The following is a 16584-nucleotide window of genomic DNA, read 5'->3' on the forward strand; positions in this document are numbered from 1 at the left end:
GGACCGTGCCTGAACTCGCGGCGCGCTTTGAGCCAACGTCTCGAGCATGGCGCGGCGACGGCGGTCTGGCAGGGCGAATCTTTCCGGCATCGCCAACCCGGCCCGCACCCTGTCGGCTCTCCCTTCGGGTTTGCTGGTCTGCGCCCCCGGCGGTCCGCTTCAAGGCCAAGTCGCAAGCGACCGGTTTCCGCCGATCTCGCCAAGGTCCGGCCGCGTCCGGCGCAGGGCTCCAGCAGGCTGGAACCCCGCTTGTCCGCAACCGGACCTCGCTCGCCTGGCGGTCCCCGGACCTTGAAGCGGCCCTCGTCTCGGCGGCGCTGGGCGACCGCACCCGAAGGGGGAGCCGGCAGGGGCCGGATCGAACCCGACGGCGAAACCCAGGAAAGGACTTCACCATGACCAAAACCGCTCGCGCACCCCGCACCAGCGCCCGCATCGTCCCGCTGCGCCGCGGCACCACCGTCGAAATGGTCCGGCTCGTTTGCCCGGACGCCGCCCAGGCCACCCGCATCGCCGAGAGCTTCGGCCTCCCCGTCCTCGACAGCGACGGCATCCGCGATCTCCACCAACGGTTCATCACCGAGACCGCCGATGCCCTCCACGAAGGCCTCAACGAACGCGCCATGCAGATCCACCTGCAACGCATCGTCGGCTCCTATGTCGGCTCAGCGCACGGCGCCGGCCAGTTCTACAGCCGCGCCGTCACCGAGGCGCGACAGGCAACAGCGAAGCTCGCCAACGACACGCGCGACGAGGACCTCGACGGACCCGTCGGGTTCGAATCCGCGGCCCAGCGCAAGCGCGAATTCGCGGCCGAGGTTAGCATCCAGGCGCACGCACTGCGCATGGCGGCGGAAGGCGCCGTCGCCGCCTACGAGCACATCGTCGGGGAGAGCTGGAAGCCGTTCGAGCGCCAGCCCGAACAACCCGGCGAGACCGTCAGCCGCAAGGCGGCCGAGGTTCAGATGGCGGCGTTCGGTTGACGCCGCCGACGGGGCTTCGGCCCCGCCATCTTCTTCACCGTCCGATGCCGGCCGGTCCTTCGGGACCGGCCTTTTGTCATGTCGCTCGGCGGGACGGCAAGAAAGAGCAAACAGGAATGAATCGGAATAGAGCGTCGTCGCGCGCCTTGGCAAACTTCGATCGCGGAGGGCGAAGCCCTGCTCGCCTGCGCCTGTTGCCGCTGCAGCGCGCGGCCATTACGCGTGACAACGAACGCAAACGTCTTGGCTGACCCCACCTCTGATCGATGGTGACCCGCGCGCTCGCGCAACACATCCAGGTGCTGACGTTGAGGTTGCCGAGCGTGACGAGGTGATTGCCGGCCAGGATGAACTGGTGCGATCGAATGAGGCCAAGGTCGTTCCGCTGCGGCGCTCGCCGCGAGACGGCGCTGGCTGAGAGCCACGCAAGATCTCACCGCCGGCCAGTTCTGCGGCAATCGGTCATGGCCGACGTCTCCTGTGCTCGCCCGTCGAGGCAGGGGCTCGGTTGTGGCAGACGCTGCCGGCCCGTCAACCCTGTTCCGCACCAGCGACCGTCAACAGGGTGTGACGGCCCGGCTCGCCGCATCTGCCCCTGCCACTTCGCCCTCGACGGAGAGGGCGAGCACAGGAGGCACCAATGACCACAGATCGCAGCAGCCAAGCCCAGACCGGCAACGATATCTACGAGCGCGTCACCAACCAGATCATCGCCGCCATTGAGGCTGGCGCCGGCAAGTACCGGATGCCTTGGCATCACGACGGATCGGCCATCACCACGCCCGTCAACGTCGCCTCTCGCAAGGCCTATCGCGGCGTCAACATCCTCTCGCTCTGGGCTGCGGCGCAGGCGTCCAGTTATGCCGCCGGCATCTGGGGCACTTATCGCCAATGGCAGGAGTTCGGCGCGCAGGTCCGCAAGGGCGAGCGCGGCCACCTCGTCGTGTTCTGGAAGACGACGGATCGCAGCAGCGACACAGACCGTCAGGATGGCGACGACAATCATCACGAGCCCGCACGGCGCCTGTTTGCTCGCGGCTATATCGTCTTCAATGCCGCTCAGGTCGACGGCTACACACCGCCCGAGCTGCCGGTGCTTCCCGAGGTCGAGCGGATCGAACACGCGGAGCGCTTCTGCGCCGCCCTCGGCATCGATATTCGCCACGGCGGATCGCAGGCCTGCTACATCCCATCGAAGGACTGCGTGCAGATGCCGGACTTCGCCTGCTTCCGGGATGCGATTGCCTACTACGCCGTGTTGCTCCACGAATGCGGTCACGCTTCCGGCGCCAAACATCGCCTCGACCGCGATCTGTCCGGACGATTCGGCTCGGCCGCCTACGCCATGGAAGAATGCACGGTCGAACTTCTCAGCGCCATGATCTGCGCCGACCTCAACCTCAGTGTTGAGCCACGACCCGACCACGCCCGCTACATCGCCTCCTGGCTCGAAGTGCTGCGCTCCGACAAGCGCGCCATCTTCACCGCGGCGAGCAAGGCACAAGAGATCACCGACTGGATGCACGCCCTGCAAGCCAATGCTCATGGGCACGACGTCAGGGGCGCCGCATAGGCGCCCCCTCAGCGGACCGTTTCAAAGAATCCACCGGGTGCGATCAGCTGACCGCACCCTCCCGGAACAGCGTCTCGATCAGCGGACATTCCGGCAACGTGCCGTCAGCACATTGCGCGACAACCTTCTTGAGCACCCGCTCCATGCGCTTCAGATCGACAATCTTCGCCTGCACGTCCTCAAGGTGTGCAGCGGCGACCGCGCGCGCCTCGGCACAGGGCTGGTTGCGCTCGTCGACGAGACGCAGCAGCTCACGGATTTCATCAAGGGAGAAGCCGAGCTCGCGCGCCCGTAACACGAAGCGAAGGTGCCGCTCATGCGACGTGTCGTAGCTGCGGTAGCCGCTCGTTGTGCGCGGCGGTTCGGGCAGAAGGCCGACCTTCTCGTAATAACGCACCGTCTCCAGATTGCAGCCCGTTCGCTGGGCGAGTTCCGCCCGCTGCAGCCCCTTCACCCCGGCGTGATCGCGCATCGCAAAATCCTTCTTGACCCTGTAGCGACTACAGACCGCATGCTACGGCACGCTTAGGATTTCGACAAGGAAGAGAGTGGACATGGTCGCATCGCGATCCGGAACGGCAAGCATGGCGCCTCGTGCGGCGGATCCCTCCGCGCCCGAAGGCAGGGAGGTTGGACGGCAGCGTCTGATCGCCGTTGGCGGTATCTTCGGGGCGCTCGCCGCCTCGTCCTGCTGCATCGTGCCGCTGATCCTGTTCAGTGTCGGTATCGGTGGTGCCTGGATTGGCAATCTGACAGCGCTTGCACCCTACAAACCGATCTTCGTCGCCGGAACCGCAGGCCTTCTCGGTTACGGCTTCTATCTCGTCTACTGGAAGCCGCGGCGAGTCTGCGCTGAGGGCGCCGCTTGCGCGCGCCCCATTTCCAACCGTCTCGTCCAGCTCGCGCTCTGGATCGCAACCGCACTTGTGATCGCCGCCTTCGCCTTCGACTACATCGCCCCGCTGCTGCTTGGCGCCTGAGACCAAAAGGAGACCCGTCCAATGAACAAATATTTGAGCGCACTCACCCTGATCGCCTCGATGATGACGGCGTCGACCGCATTCGCCGGAGAACGCACGATCACCTTCGCTGTCGACAACATGACCTGCGCCTCGTGCCCTTACATTGTGAAGACCTCGATGGCGGTGGTCCCGGGCGTAGCGAACGTGACCGTCTCCTTCGAGGCAAAGACGGCGACCGTGACCTTCGACGACGCGAAGACGAACCCGGACGCCATCGCGGCCGCTAGCACGAACGCGGGCTATCCAGCCCATCTGAGGCAGCGGGGCAGCTAAGATGAGTGACCGCACTACAAGCCGTATAGGCATGGCCGGTGCAGTCCTGGTCGCGATCCGCTGCGCCGCGCCGCTCCTTGCCGTCAGCCTGTCCTTTGTGGGCCTTGGCGCGTGGCTAGCCGGTAAGGGCCTTGTAGTGCTTCCGCTGATGGCTGCGAGCTTCGGCCTCATCGCCTGGATCCATCGTCGCCACGCAGAGGCCGCCCATTGCGAGACGACGATTCACAAGGAAGGCGTGAAGCCATGAACGATTGTTGTGCCTCCTCCTCGTCGCGAATCGAGGCTGTCATTCTTACGCCCGAGACACTGCCGAGCTACGCCGTGCGGCCGGGCGTGACGTTTCCGGATTGGTCTGTGGTTAAATCACCAGCGGTCAAGGATGCGCTGCAAGCGATGGTCGGGTCCGACCATGTGTTCGATCGCTGGAGTGGCTACGATCCCGCCACGGATCGGGTTCGCGTTGCGCTGCTCGAACTCTACTCCGAAGATGGACGAACCCCGACCACGGGCGCGCTTGCGGAGCGAGCGGGATTGAACGAGACGTCCGTCCGGACACTGCTTGAAGAGCTCCGCCGTCGCGACCTGGTCGTGCTCGACGGCGAGCGGATCGTCGGTTCCTATCCCTTCACCGATAGGGACGCGGGCTACCGGGTCACACTCGACGGGCGTGTTCTCAACGCAATGTGTGCGGTCGACGCACTCGGCATTGGCGCCATGACTGATCGCGATATCACGATTGCATCGCGCTGCCGCCATTGCGGTGCGCAAATCCGGATCGCCACGCGGGACCAAGGGCGGGCGCTGGCGCAGATCGAGCCGCGGACCGCTGTCGTGTGGCAAAGCGTTCGCTACGAAGGCGCGTGTGCTGCGAACTCGCTGTGCGCGACGACCGCCTTCTTCTGTTCGGACGACCATCTCTCCGCCTGGCGCCGTGAACAGGCCGCGGACGAGGCCGGATTTCGGCTGTCGGTCGAGGAAGGGCTCGAGGCTGGCCGCGCTCTGTTCGGGCCGAGCCTCGCCGGCCTCGATACGGCGGCACAGTGGTCGGTCGGCTCGACATCGAAGCGCGCTGTCGTGGTGGACCGCTTTCGCACGAACTGTCGCAATGGCGGCGCCTACGATCTCGTCGTCATCGGCGCCGGCTCGGCCGGCTTCTCGGCCTCCATCGCAGCTGCCGATCAGGGCGCGCAGGTGGCGCTCATCGGCAGCGGCACCATCGGCGGCACTTGCGTCAATATCGGCTGTGTGCCGTCGAAGACTCTGATCCGAGCCGCCGAGACGCTTCACAATGCGCGCGTAGCAGCACGTTTTGCCGGCCTCGCGGCGGAGGCCGAACTGACCGACTGGCGCAGCACCGTTCGTCAGAAGGACATCCTCGTTTCCGAACTGCGCCATGCCAAGTACACGAATCTGCTGCCCGCCTATAACGGCATTGCTTATCGCGAAGGAGCGGCGCGCCTCATAGAAGGTGGTGTCGAGGTGGACGGCGCGCGCATTCCCGCCGGCAAGATCATCATCGCGACCGGCGCGCGGCCGGCGATACCCGCCATCCCCGGCATCGAAGCCGTGCCGTATCTCACCAGCACGACCGCGCTTGATCGTGAGGAGCTACCACGATCGTTGCTCGTCATCGGCGGCGGCTATATCGGGGCGGAGCTCGCCCAGATGTTCGCCCGCGCGGGCGTCAAGGTGACGCTGGTGTGCCGGTCTCGTCTGCTCCCCGAGGCCGAGCCCGAGATCGGCGCGGCGCTGACGGGATATTTCCAGGACGAAGGGATCTCCGTGATCTCCGGCATCGCCTACCGTGCGATCCGCAAGACCGAGAACGGCATTGCGCTCGATATTTCGCGCGACGGACAGAACACCACGATTGACGCCCATCAGGTGCTGATCACCACCGGGCGCGCGCCCAACATCGAAGGCCTTGGGCTCACCGAACACGGGATCGCCGTCTCGCCGAAGGGCGGCATCGTCGTCGACGACCGCATGCGTACCACCGGGGCCGGCATCTATGCCGCCGGCGACGTCACCGGCCGCGACCAGTTCGTCTATATGGCCGCCTACGGCGCCAAGCTCGCCGCCAAGAATGCTCTTAACGGCGACAGCCTGCGCTATGACAACAGCGCCATGCCCGCCATCGTGTTCTCAGATCCACAGGTGGCGAGCGTCGGGCTGACGGAGGCCGCCGCGCGCGCGGCCGGACACGCGATTCGCGTATCGACGATCGGTCTCGACCAAGTACCACGCGCACTCGCCGCTCGTGACACCCGCGGGCTGATCAAGCTCGTGGCAGACGCCGGCAGCGGCCGGCTGCTCGGCGCGCATATCCTCGCGCCGGAAGGGGCTGACAGCATCCAGACTGCGGCGCTTGCGATCCGGCAGGGCCTTACCGTCGAGGACCTCGCGGATACGATCTTTCCGTATCTCACCACCGTCGAGGGCCTGAAGCTCGCGGCGCTGTCGTTCGGCAAGGATGTCGCCAAGCTGTCCTGCTGCGCTGGTTAAGCACAAGATCTGTCTCACGAACGTGCATCCGTCGGAAGCTCGGGAAAATCCGGCCTTTCAGCGCGCGAGTTCGACTGAGACAGCTTGGCTGTTCAGATAACGCGCCGAGCTTGGCGCGTGTTTCCTCAGCGCCGACCTCGGCAATCGTGCCCGAGCTCAAGCCGCGCGCGGATCGCGCGAGCTACCTTGCATCGTGGCTTGGAGGCACTGTCCAACGACAAGCATTACATCTTCTCGGCGGCCGCGCACGCGCAACGCGCGGCGATCTACCTGCACGAGCTTCAGCCCAAGTCGGCCGAGATCGACCAAGCGGCATGAGGCGCACCCATCCGCGGCTTGGATGCCCTGCGCTTCATAATTCACCTTTCGCGACAAGATGAAGGCCCCGCCTCGCGGCTGGCCTTTCTTGCGTGCATCATCATGCGAAATGGCCGGCGACCGGGATGGCGGTGCTTGTCCATCGCCTGATCGAGCCGCATAGGCCAGATGCGCCGGGCGGGTGAGCCTGGCTGTCCGAGATGCCGGTCTCTCCTTGGGCCAACGCCCTTCCTGCAGCGGCCGAGCCTGATGTCATCACGCGACGCCCGGGTTGCCGTCGAGGCCGCTGGACCGGAGACAAGCCTACGCGGTGCGTGCGAGTCTCTCTCACAAACGCGCCCTGTACCGCCGTCGTGCAGCGTGGCGTGCCGGTCGCTCAGTCGTATCCCCGTCGTTTGGCCTGACGCGCCCAATGCGTCCTCGATTTGGCATGTCTAACCGAAGGCCGTCGTCGCTGCGCTCCGCCTCGATCACAAGACCGCAACGGCCGTTCTCGGCTTTCTTCCCCTGGCCGCTGCGCGCCCATTCCTCGCGAGACAAGAAAGCCTCGCCCTGGCCGCCCTCTACTGCATGGCGGCCCTTCGGGTGCGGTCCGATCGCCTCCGGTCAACGACAGCCATCGAGGTCGCGATGGTCGCGGCCCGAGAAACCAAAGAGGACACGAACATGGCTACCATCGGCAACTTCACCGTGAACGGCAACGGCTTAGGTCATGTGCTGAGAAGTGTCCTTTAGCGGCATTGCCTGAGAGCCTGGCACGCAGACGTCCGAGTCAAGCGTTCCCGCAGCGTAGCGAGGACAACGCTTGACGCGGCGGCGACACGACAAGCTATTTGAAGGGGTGCAGGCGAAGTCCTGCACCTCTGCCACGTGGCGAACGGGAGAGCGCGAGGGGAACCCCTCGCATCTCAAGGAAGACTCGCGCCGAAGGCGCTCCGTGTATCTTTTATTCGCGTGCTGTCATCTGTCAGTTTCATCGACACGGTAAGCACTTGGGCGATGTCGATGTCCTCTTGCACCTCCGGGTGCTTCGTCACCGGAGAGCAGGATGGTTTCGATTGTACGGGCAGTGCCCGGTGTTGAAGGGATTCCGGCAGGCTTCCCCATCTTGCTCGACGCGCAGATGTCGATTGTCGAACCTGCCTTCGGCTACCTGATCGAACTCGCCACCATTCCCGGCCGCTCGCATGCGATGGAGACGCTGAGGACGTATAGCGAGCACCTGCATGACTGGTTCGACAGCCTGGAGCAGAGCGAGCTGGACTGGCGCCTCGCCGATGAGGGAACGATCGCCGGCTACCGGAATCGGATGCTGGCAACGCCGAGCCCTCATACCGGGCGACCTTATGCCCGGTCCACCGTGAACGATCGTATCCGGACGGTCTGCCGCTTTTATACATGGGCGCATCGACGCGGTCTGATCGAAGCATTGCCCTTCGACTACGTTGAGGTGTCGCTCCGCTCAGTGCGTCGTCAGGGCATGCTGGCGCATTTGCATCATCGGCCTGCGACCGTGATGGCGAACACTCTGACGGTTTCGGAGGTTGAACGTCTGCCGCGACCGCTGCGCGTCGATCAACTCCAATCGCTTTTTCAGCATCTTTCGTCGCCCTATGACCTGATCGCCGAATGGGCTTTGGCCACGGGCATGCGCCGCAAGGAACTATGCGGCTTGCAGCTCCATCAGGTGCCGGATGTTGCTCACGTGGACATCGACGTGGACCCACTCGTCGGAATGCCGCTGACCGTGACCAAGGGCGACCGGCCGCGCACCGTCTATCCGCCGCTGCGGCTGATCGACCGAACCCACTGGTATGCAGGAGAACAGCGTGCGGCGCTGGTGAAGCTCCGACGCAGAACCCGCCCCGGTTATCGGCCGTCATCAGCGCTGTTCCTCAACAGCAACGGCGATCCCGTGTCGAGAGCGAGGTTCTCCGCTGCGTTCAGCACGGCCTTTCAGGCGGCAGGGCTGACAGGATCGGGCCATTGGTTGCGCCATACATTTGCGATGACCATGCTCGTGCGCCTGCAGAAGCAGGCGGCGACAACACCAGATCTCAATCCGCTGAAGATTGTGCAGGTCCTGCTCGGACACGCCTCGATTCAGTCAACGGCAATCTATCTGCGCTGCGTCGAACTTCATGCCGACACGCTCGCCGAGAGCCTGGCCTATCTTTACGGCGAGTTGGTGCCTCATGGCCGCGCGTAAAAGGAAGTCGATCAATCGGCGCATCACGGTTGCGGCGCCGGACAATGCGGCAACTGACCTCATCACCGATAAGGTCATATTCACCGATGCCGGAGGTCGGCCAATCCAACGGTTCGACCCCGAGCAGCTTTCCGGCCTGCCTGCCGACCTGCGCGGGCTCATGGTCCAGGCTTTCCGAGAGCATGGCGTCGGCCAAAGGCCCACGACCCGCCGAACGACCTGGGCAGCGATCCTCCGCTTTGCCCGCTACGTTGTCGACGATGAGACGATTAAGACGGCGGCTGATGTCGATACCGCCGCGCTCGGCCGCTACGTGCTCTGGCTCAAGGCGCAGTCGACCTCCCGCGCGCCGCGCGGTGCGCATGCCACGGCCTTCAATACATTTCGGCCGCTCCTCGCATGGTGCCAGCGCAATCGACCTGGAACGCTCGCACGCGATCTTGAGATTCCCTGGAATCCCTTTCCCGGCAGGCGAATGCATCAGCAACCGCGCCGGCGGCTGCCGTCCGATCAGATCAAGGCGATCCTCAGCGCCTGCTACGAGGAGATCGACGAGGTCTGGGCCCGGTTTCAACATGGGCAGGATGTCATCCGGCGCACCGAGCTTCCGCCCAAGATACTGCGCGGTCAGGGGCTCGATCGATGGATTTGGCGGATCAGCCGCATCGAGGACGGTCGCATGCCCGACAGGGCTGTTCTCGAAGAACACGGGATCAAGTCCGCCACGCTCGTCAAGTCTTGGGGCGGCTATCGCACCATCACGCAGTATTTTCACATCACTACCGATACGCTCGTTCCGTTCTTTCTGGCGATCGCCATCCAGACCGCCGCCAATCCCGATCCGCTGCGTCATATCCGTCGCGACTGTCTCATCCCGCATCCGCTCGACGAGCATCGCGTGATCATCGACTGGAACAAGGCCAAGACCAATGCGCGTCTCCAGAAGGCGCAGCGCCGCTCGTTCGATCGGCGTCGACGATACGCCGCGCCGAACCTGATCGCGATGATGCTGGCCCTGACTGAACCGCTTGTTGCAGATGCTTCGCCCATGCAGCAGGATCGGCTATTTCTGACGCGCAGCATCTATACCGAGTCCACCCGCCATTCGCTTCGTAGCCGCACGGAGGTGGTCGAGCATTCCGTCCTCAGGCGCGCTATCCTCCGATTCACGAAGCGCGCCAACCATCGCATCGATGAGTGGAACGCGGCACATCCCGACAGCACGCGTTCCCGGATCGCCGGCTTTGCGCCCGCTTTGTTTCGCGGCACTGTCGCAACCGAACACTATCGCGCCTCCGGCGGCGATATTCTCGTGGCCCAATCGATCCTCAATCACGCCAACGCCGCGACGACCGAGACGTATCTCAAGAGCGAGGAGACGACACGCTTACAGCGCCAGACGATCGCTCGCTTGCAAGACCTGATGATCGCATGGGTGCGCGGGGACAAGCCTATAGGCGCGCCGTTGCGGCTTGGCCAACGTCGTGGCACCGCTTCCTTCGCCCATGATTGTCTCGCGCCGGTCATTCCTGGTCGAGATGGCGCCGAGCGCCTGTGCCCGCATTTTGGCGGATGCCTTGCGTGTCCCGGTCTCGTGATCCCGATCGACCCTGAACATCTGGCGCGTATCCTCGCCGCCATCGATCGGTTCGAACAAGCCCGCAACCGGCTCGACCCCCAACGGTGGAATCTCCTCTACGCGCCGTCGTGGCGGATTCTCACCCAGGACATCCTTCCGGATTTCCCGGCTGCGATGCATGAGGCCGCGCGTGCGCTTGCCAACGACATGCCCGCCCTGCCGGAGCTGGAGTAATCATGCTGCTCCAAGCTGATCCCACGCATGACGTTGATCCGCCGCAGAAGGTTTCGGCAGAGTCGCTATGGTCGGACCCGCAATGGCATCTCGATGGCCTGCGATCCGACCTGCGGAGATCGCAGCTCCAGATCGATTGGGATTTCGAACTGCCAGACGGCAGCCGCTTCACAGACCCATGTTGGGGCCGCTGGCTGGAAGATGCGCGCATCTTTTTGTGGTCGCTTCGCCTCGATCCGCCGCCAGGCAGGCGGCACGCCCGCGCGAGAACCCTTGTTGCCGCGGCCGTCAAGCTCCGCATCCTGATCCGATGGATGGCTGGCCAAGCAATGCGCAGCTTCGGCGACCTCGATCGCGATGCCGCCGCCCGGTTCATGCACGACATTGCCGGGCGACGAAGACACAATGGCGCGCTGATCAGACCTGGGACCCGTCACGACTACGCCAACCTTTTGCTCGCCCTCTACCAGCAACGGCGCAAGCTCGCATGCCCACCACCAGAGCACCCGTTCGACGAAGACCGCGTAGGCGCTCATTCCGGATTCAGCCGCCATACCGTGCAGCGCCTGCCATTCACGCCCGATGCCATCGCCGTGCCGCTCGTCTCGGCCGCGATCCGACTCATCGGACAGCCGGCCGATGACGTGATCGCACTACGCGACCAGGCCGTGCCGTTTCGCATGGATGATCAAAGTCGCTCCTTCTTCGTTCACCGGCAGGCCGTCCGGGCACTCGTGTCTTCATTTCGGTTTTCCACGATCGAGGGCGAGAACGTGCCCTGGCATCCGCCGTTGACGCGAACGAGGCACCTGCGCGGGCTGATCAATCGCATCCAGGAAGCTTGCTTCGTCACCATTGCCTATCTGGTCGGCGCAAGAGCCTCGGAGATTCTGACGCTCAATGCTCACTGCGTCGAGGAGCATCCGTCCGCAGATAAGACGGAAGCCTTTGCTTATCTCCGCGGCCGGATATTCAAGACCGCCGGCAACGATGCCGGCGTGCCGCACCTCTGGCCAGCGCCGCCGCCCGTTCTGCGTGCCGTCGACGTCTTGCGCCGTCTCTCAGAACCCTTGCGCGCTCAGAGCGGCCGGTTGGACCTGTGGCTCTCCATCGCCGGGAACGGCATCATCGATCGCCGCGTGCCGGAGGTCCCAACGGGCAGTTCTCTCGTTATCCGTCTGAACGAGAGATTTGCGGCTTTCATCGACATGCCGCTCAACGACGATGGAACGCCTTGGCGTCTGACCACGCACCAAGGCCGTAAGACCTTTGCCCGCTTCGTCGGCAAGCGCGACCGCACCGGCCTTCATGCCTTGCAGCATCATTTCGGGCATGTGACCCGCATTATGACCGACAGCGCCTATGTCGGAACAGATTTTGATCTCGGCGAACTCGTCGATGCGCAAACACTCGACGAGACGCGATCTGCGCTCGAGGAGTTGCTCACCGCGTCGCGTCTTGGCGGCAAGGCGGGGCGCATGCTGTCGTCGCGGTCGCGCTTCCGCGGCCGGACCCGCGACGGCGAACTCGCCGGCTATGTCGATTTCCTCATCGAGGAGAGCGGCATGCGGCTCGGCGTCTGCGACTGGGGGTATTGTGTCTATCGCGTCGAGTCCGCCGCTTGCATGGGGGACGAACGCGGTCCGAACCCGCTGTGGCGCACCGAGAGCACCTGCATGAGCTGCGCTAACTTCGCAGTCACTGAGCGGCACCGCCCGGTCTGGCAAGCGCGCCTTGATCGCAACATCGCTTTGGTCGCCGACGATCGACTCGATGCATCGAGCATCGCTCTCGCCAGAACGCGCATTGCCGAGTGCGAGCGTGTCCTTTCCGATCTTTCCGCTACAGGAGGAGCCCATGCCGAAGATGACGGCCGCAAACCCACTTGATCGGCGCGTGCAAGCGACAGCCGAGAAGCTGCGCGCTGCCCTCGACCGCCTGGCCCGCAGCTCCGTGGGGTCTCCGATGATCGAACGGCAATTGACCGTCGCAGCTCTCGCGAGGGAGGCGCGCGTTGGACGTAATGCCATCTACGCCAATCACCGCGATATCCTCGACGAGCTGATCCGCGTCCGTCAGCAGCGGCGGGCTCCTGATCGGATCGCCGCCGTCGCCGAGAAGGCCGCCGAACAACGCATCGCCGTCGATATTATGCAGGGTCAGCTTCGCCAGCTCGCGACCGAGAATGCCGGACTCCTGCGGCGCGCGACCGAAGCGGAACGCCGTGCCGACAGGGCCGAGCACCGCATCGCGCAGTTAACGAAGGAGCTTGATCACCGTCGTCGCCCCCAGTTGCTACGATCGTCGGTCGGTGAGCACGGAGAGGGTCGATGATGATGTCGTTTCCCGCCCAGCCTTCTTGCCGCACGATGCACCGATAGCTCGTTGCCGGACGAAGCTGGATCATGTCGTCCTCGCAGCTTCTCGGATGACGAGGGTGGCCAATGCGCAGGAAGTGTCTCGATAGTCCGTCAGACCGTGGTCGTTGGTGTTTCTATGCCGTAAGCCAGAGTCTCTCCTTCGCAGGGCTGTCCAGAAGTGCGTCCATTGCGGCCTTTCTTGCTGGCGTATCTCACACCGCGTTCGGCTGCTGCGCAGCCCGCCCTCGTTCCCGCAACAGCGCGATGACGACCTTCTTCCCCGCCGTGCTCGGCTAACGCCTCCGCGCGGCTTCCTCGCGAGGCAAGAAGCTCGTCCCTGCGCCGCCTTCCACTGCGTTTCAGCCCTTCGGGTGCGGGCCGGTCGCCCGGTGTTTTCCGATCGCCATCAAGGCCGCGATGGTCGCGACCTGATACAGCAAAGGAGAAGACCTATGGCTCAGATCGGTACGTTCACCCGCAACGAAGACGGTTCGTTCGCCGGAGTCATCAAGACCCTCAACCTCAGCGTCAAGGCTCGCCTGGTCGTCGCCGAGAAGGACAGCGAGAAGTCGCCCGACCTCCGCGCGCTCGTCGGCAACATCGAGATCGGGGCTGCCTGGAAGAAGGTCGCCAAGGAGACGGGCCGGGAGTATCACTCCCTCAAGCTCGACGATCCGAGCTTCCCCGCTCCGATCTACGCAAGCCTCGTGGAGAACGAAGACGGCTTCGCTCTCATCTGGTCGCGCTGAAGCGCTCAACCATCGACGCGGCGCTCCATCACGGGGCGCCGCGATCGCGCTAAAGGACATCTCGGAAGTGTCCTCCAGCAAATAACGAAGCAAACACCGATGCTTCGTTTCAGAAGGACAGTTGACGGCTGACCTAAAACGGCTTCGTGGGCACCGTCAAGACCCTCGCCCTCGGCACCGTGAAGGCCAAGATCGTTCCGGCCGAGCGGACCTCGGAAAAGGCCCCTGATTACCGGATCTTCGCGGGAACTATCGAGTTCGGCGCCGCGTGGAAGAAGAAGTCCCAGGAGCAGAACCGGGACTATCTCTCGGTCAAGCTGGACGACCCGAGCTTCGCGGCTCCGATCTACGCCACGCTGGTCGAGGTGGAAGGCGAGGAAGGCCACTCGCTCATCTGGTCTCGTCCGAACCGCGATTGAGACGCCGCGCAGAAGGTCCCGCCGCGAGACGGGGCCTTCCCGCGTGAGCAGAAAGGAGAACGATCATGTGCAAGGTCTTGAACGCGCGCGCTGTCGGCAAGCGCTCGAGTGCGACGCAGGTTTACATTGGGCGCCCGAGCAAATGGGGCAACCCGTTCGTCATCGGGCGCGATGGGTCGCGCGCCGAGGTCATCGCGAAATATCGCGCCTGGATTGTCGTGCAGCCCGCGCTGATGAATGCGCTCGGCGAGCTGCGCAGCCGCGACCTCGTTTGCTGGTGCGCACCGCTCGCGTGCCACGGCGACGTGCTGGTGGAACCTGCCAAGAGGCGCTGATCACGCACCTGTTCGATCCAATGCCGCCAGACGTTCGGGCATGGCGAGCAGCTTGATCGCCGCGGCGGTTACGGCTTCGGCGATGGTCGGATAGGTTTCCTCTGAACTCATCGACACTCCGTCGGGAAATGTCACGGTCGCCTGATAGCCATTGCCTTTCGGGGTTGCAGAAAGCTGGATCTTTGGCATGTCGCACCGTCTCCTTTGGGCTACATGGATCGGCTGCTTTTTGTTTCGGCTTCGAGGCCCCGCACGACATGCGCGAGGACACGTTGGCCTTCTCGAAAGACCTTCTCCCCGGGCAGCATCTGAGCACCTGTCATCGACGTTGGCGGTAGCACGAACGCTCTCGCGTTCAATCCCGGCTTTCGGCCATTCTGAAAGAGTTGCCACAGAGTTTCATGGAGTGCGTGCAGAAAGCCGAACAGCGCTTTCATCTCGTCGACGCGGGTGTTTGCAAGAAGTTGATTGGTCTCGTCGAGATCGAAGATTTCGTTGTGGGCGAATACTTTGTCGCGAATGTTCCGATACCGCGCTTCGTAAATCACACGTTGCGCCTTGATCTCCCTGCGCAGCGCCCTGAAGTCGCTCGCTGTCGGCTCGAACGCGTCGCTAACATACGCTGCGGCTTCGCCCGTCGTCAAACCGGCTTTCTCTTTCCTGTTCGCCAGAGCTGGCTTCGAAAAGACCGAAAGGTCCTTTGAAGCGAGCGCCATCAGGTTATTGATGTTGTGAGCGGAATTCTGATCAAAGATGCGACCGAGCGCGATGAAGGCCGATATGAGCATGGCATGATGAGTCGTCAGCCAGAACAGTGGCGTCGTGTTCATTGCCCTGAGAACCGCCAAGTCGGAGGCTGCGAGCTCGCGCACGGATAGATAGGCATAAAAGTGTTGCTGCGCCGTCTCCTCCTCTTTGCGGAAGATTTCCAGCTCTTGCTCGAATGCTGCTTGCGCTGTGATTGTCACCACTCACCAGCCTTTGGGCGAGACCCAATCTTTATCTCCCGCGTGTTGAGCGGGACAAACGTCGTTTGGCGTCATCACTCGACGCTGTTGCCACGAGTTCTTTCCAGGTGTCTGGCGGATTTCCGCGGTCTAGCATCTTCCGAAACACGGCGTAGGCGTCGTTGGCGCTTTCATAGGCGCGCAGCGTCGAGTCATCATTCACCCAGGCAAGGACGATGATCTTGGAATCCGCCGATTGCTGATAGCGAAAGAACAGCCGAAACTGCTGCAGGAATTTCGCGGGGAACCAGTGCCTGTAGTCGTCGCCGAGCGTGCCGCCCTGCCGATAGACGTCGCGGGTCGGGTCACCTGGGATATCTTCGAACGCCACCTTCAAGACGGCCGCGAGTAGCTTTGCAGCGCGTTTCTTCTTATAACCCTTCGGGTCTTTCTTGCGCCCCTTCTCGACTGCGGCGATCATCGCCTCGAGCTGGTCGAGAAACAGCGGATGCGCGTAGATCGTCCAACCGTTGACCGCGAAGGTGTCGTTGCTCACGCCTCATCTTCCGGCAGAGCCCCGTCCAGATCGACCTTGACGCCCTTGACGAGGGACTTGCCGCGCGCGACCAGCGACTTCGGCACCGGCCGAATTCGCGATGGCTCGTTTGCCATATCACGCGCCAGGAATGCGAGGAACGTGCCGATCACCGGATCGCCGTCGTCCGCCGACTTCTTCGCGATCACGACGGTGCCGTTAGCCAGCCCGCGAAACACCACTTGGTCGCGCTTGCCAAGGGCGAGCATCTTGCGGATGGCCGCGGGCACGGTCGTCTGACCGCGCTCCGTGATGGTCGCGGGGATTTCGAGGATTTCAGCCGTTTTGGCCATAACCGGCTCCTTGCGTCGTCATGTTAGCCGATGCAATGCATTTGCATTGTAAGTCAAGCCCAACCTCATCGCAAGCGCCCAAACGAAGGTGACACACGAGATGCCCGCGGAGGCGGCTGTTCGCCGCGACGATTTCTTCCGGATCGTCTTCACTGTGCCACTGGCATAGTGGGGAACGCCAAGCATATTG

General features: G+C 63.6%; 18 protein-coding genes and 1 pseudogene. 14 read left to right on the plus strand and 5 right to left on the minus strand.

Annotated features, from left to right (window positions below; translation table 11 throughout):
• Positions 1-395 precede the first annotated feature (395 nt).
• Together F8237_RS34895 and F8237_RS34900 are read left to right on the plus strand one after the other, a co-directional pair.
• Positions 396-983, plus strand: coding sequence for a hypothetical protein (locus tag F8237_RS34895; protein ID WP_002718993.1), 588 nt, complete (start codon positions 396-398; stop codon positions 981-983).
• 640 nt (positions 984-1623) lie between these two features.
• Complete coding sequence (locus tag F8237_RS34900) at positions 1624-2556, plus strand: ArdC family protein (protein ID WP_002718994.1); 933 nt, start codon at positions 1624-1626, stop codon at positions 2554-2556.
• A 43-nt stretch (positions 2557-2599) separates the two neighbouring features.
• On the opposite strand, the gene F8237_RS34905 is transcribed toward F8237_RS34900, so the two are convergent.
• Positions 2600-3028, minus strand: coding sequence for a MerR family transcriptional regulator (locus tag F8237_RS34905; protein WP_002718995.1), 429 nt, complete (start codon positions 3026-3028; stop codon positions 2600-2602).
• 82 nt (positions 3029-3110) lie between these two features.
• Between F8237_RS34905 and F8237_RS34910 the strand changes: the two genes are divergently transcribed.
• The 12 genes and pseudogenes from F8237_RS34910 to F8237_RS34970 all read left to right on the plus strand — a co-directional run bounded on the left by F8237_RS34910 (position 3111) and on the right by F8237_RS34970 (position 14559).
• Positions 3111-3536 carry a mercuric transporter MerT family protein gene (locus F8237_RS34910; RefSeq protein ID WP_040308436.1) on the plus strand — a complete coding sequence of 142 codons (426 nt, stop codon included), beginning with the start codon at positions 3111-3113 and terminating at the stop codon, positions 3534-3536.
• Between the two features lie 21 nt (positions 3537-3557).
• On the plus strand, positions 3558-3851 hold the full coding sequence (locus F8237_RS34915; RefSeq protein WP_002718997.1) for a heavy-metal-associated domain-containing protein: 294 nt from the start codon (positions 3558-3560) through the stop codon (positions 3849-3851).
• Positions 3852-3882: 31 nt separating this feature from the next.
• The gene (locus F8237_RS34920) at positions 3883-4098 is read left to right on the plus strand and encodes a hypothetical protein (RefSeq protein ID WP_002718998.1); all 216 of its coding nucleotides are present in this window, start codon (positions 3883-3885) and stop codon (positions 4096-4098) included.
• Complete coding sequence (gene merBA / locus F8237_RS34925) at positions 4095-6356, plus strand: bifunctional organomercurial lyase/mercury(II) reductase MerBA (RefSeq protein WP_002718999.1); 2262 nt, start codon at positions 4095-4097, stop codon at positions 6354-6356. The genes F8237_RS34920 and merBA overlap by 4 nt, the downstream gene beginning before the upstream one ends.
• 103 nt (positions 6357-6459) lie before the next feature.
• A pseudogene (locus F8237_RS34930) lies at positions 6460-6674 on the plus strand (zincin-like metallopeptidase domain-containing protein); the annotation flags it as partial.
• A gap of 1048 nt (positions 6675-7722) precedes the next feature.
• The gene (locus tag F8237_RS34940; RefSeq protein WP_043854945.1) at positions 7723-8883 is read left to right on the plus strand and encodes a tyrosine-type recombinase/integrase; all 1161 of its coding nucleotides are present in this window, start codon (positions 7723-7725) and stop codon (positions 8881-8883) included.
• Positions 8870-10696, plus strand: a complete 1827-nt coding sequence (locus tag F8237_RS34945) for a site-specific integrase (protein ID WP_052506852.1) — start codon at positions 8870-8872, stop codon at positions 10694-10696. The genes F8237_RS34940 and F8237_RS34945 overlap by 14 nt, the downstream gene beginning before the upstream one ends.
• A gap of 2 nt (positions 10697-10698) precedes the next feature.
• Positions 10699-12585, plus strand: a complete 1887-nt coding sequence (locus F8237_RS34950) for a site-specific integrase (protein ID WP_043854944.1) — start codon at positions 10699-10701, stop codon at positions 12583-12585.
• Entirely contained in the window at positions 12554-13030 is a 477-nt protein-coding gene (locus tag F8237_RS34955) for a hypothetical protein (RefSeq protein WP_063928869.1), read from the plus strand. The genes F8237_RS34950 and F8237_RS34955 overlap by 32 nt, the downstream gene beginning before the upstream one ends.
• A 478-nt stretch (positions 13031-13508) precedes the next feature.
• Complete coding sequence (locus F8237_RS34960) at positions 13509-13805, plus strand: DUF736 domain-containing protein (RefSeq protein WP_043854942.1); 297 nt, start codon at positions 13509-13511, stop codon at positions 13803-13805.
• A 146-nt stretch (positions 13806-13951) separates the two neighbouring features.
• The gene (locus F8237_RS34965) at positions 13952-14224 is read left to right on the plus strand and encodes a DUF736 domain-containing protein (protein WP_151650805.1); all 273 of its coding nucleotides are present in this window, start codon (positions 13952-13954) and stop codon (positions 14222-14224) included.
• A 65-nt stretch (positions 14225-14289) separates the two neighbouring features.
• Positions 14290-14559 (plus strand): DUF4326 domain-containing protein, encoded by a 270-nt coding sequence (locus F8237_RS34970; protein ID WP_002719001.1) that lies wholly within the window; start codon positions 14290-14292, stop codon positions 14557-14559.
• On the opposite strand, the gene F8237_RS34975 is transcribed toward F8237_RS34970, so the two are convergent.
• From F8237_RS34975 to F8237_RS34990, 4 genes are read right to left on the minus strand one after another with little or no spacing between them, the layout of a single operon-like run.
• On the minus strand, positions 14560-14748 hold the full coding sequence (locus tag F8237_RS34975) for a hypothetical protein (RefSeq protein WP_002719002.1): 189 nt from the start codon (positions 14746-14748) through the stop codon (positions 14560-14562).
• A 20-nt stretch (positions 14749-14768) separates the two neighbouring features.
• On the minus strand, positions 14769-15527 hold the full coding sequence (locus F8237_RS34980; protein WP_151650806.1) for an AbiU2 domain-containing protein: 759 nt from the start codon (positions 15525-15527) through the stop codon (positions 14769-14771).
• A gap of 31 nt (positions 15528-15558) precedes the next feature.
• Entirely contained in the window at positions 15559-16062 is a 504-nt protein-coding gene (locus tag F8237_RS34985) for a type II toxin-antitoxin system YhaV family toxin (RefSeq protein WP_002719004.1), read from the minus strand.
• On the minus strand, positions 16059-16394 hold the full coding sequence (locus F8237_RS34990) for a type II toxin-antitoxin system PrlF family antitoxin (protein WP_002719005.1): 336 nt from the start codon (positions 16392-16394) through the stop codon (positions 16059-16061). Before F8237_RS34990 ends, F8237_RS34985 begins: the two co-directional genes overlap by 4 nt.
• Positions 16395-16584 lie beyond the last annotated feature (190 nt).

The organism is Bradyrhizobium betae, from assembly GCF_008932115.1.
In the GTDB taxonomy this organism is placed as follows: Bacteria; Pseudomonadota; Alphaproteobacteria; order Rhizobiales; family Xanthobacteraceae; genus Bradyrhizobium; species Bradyrhizobium betae.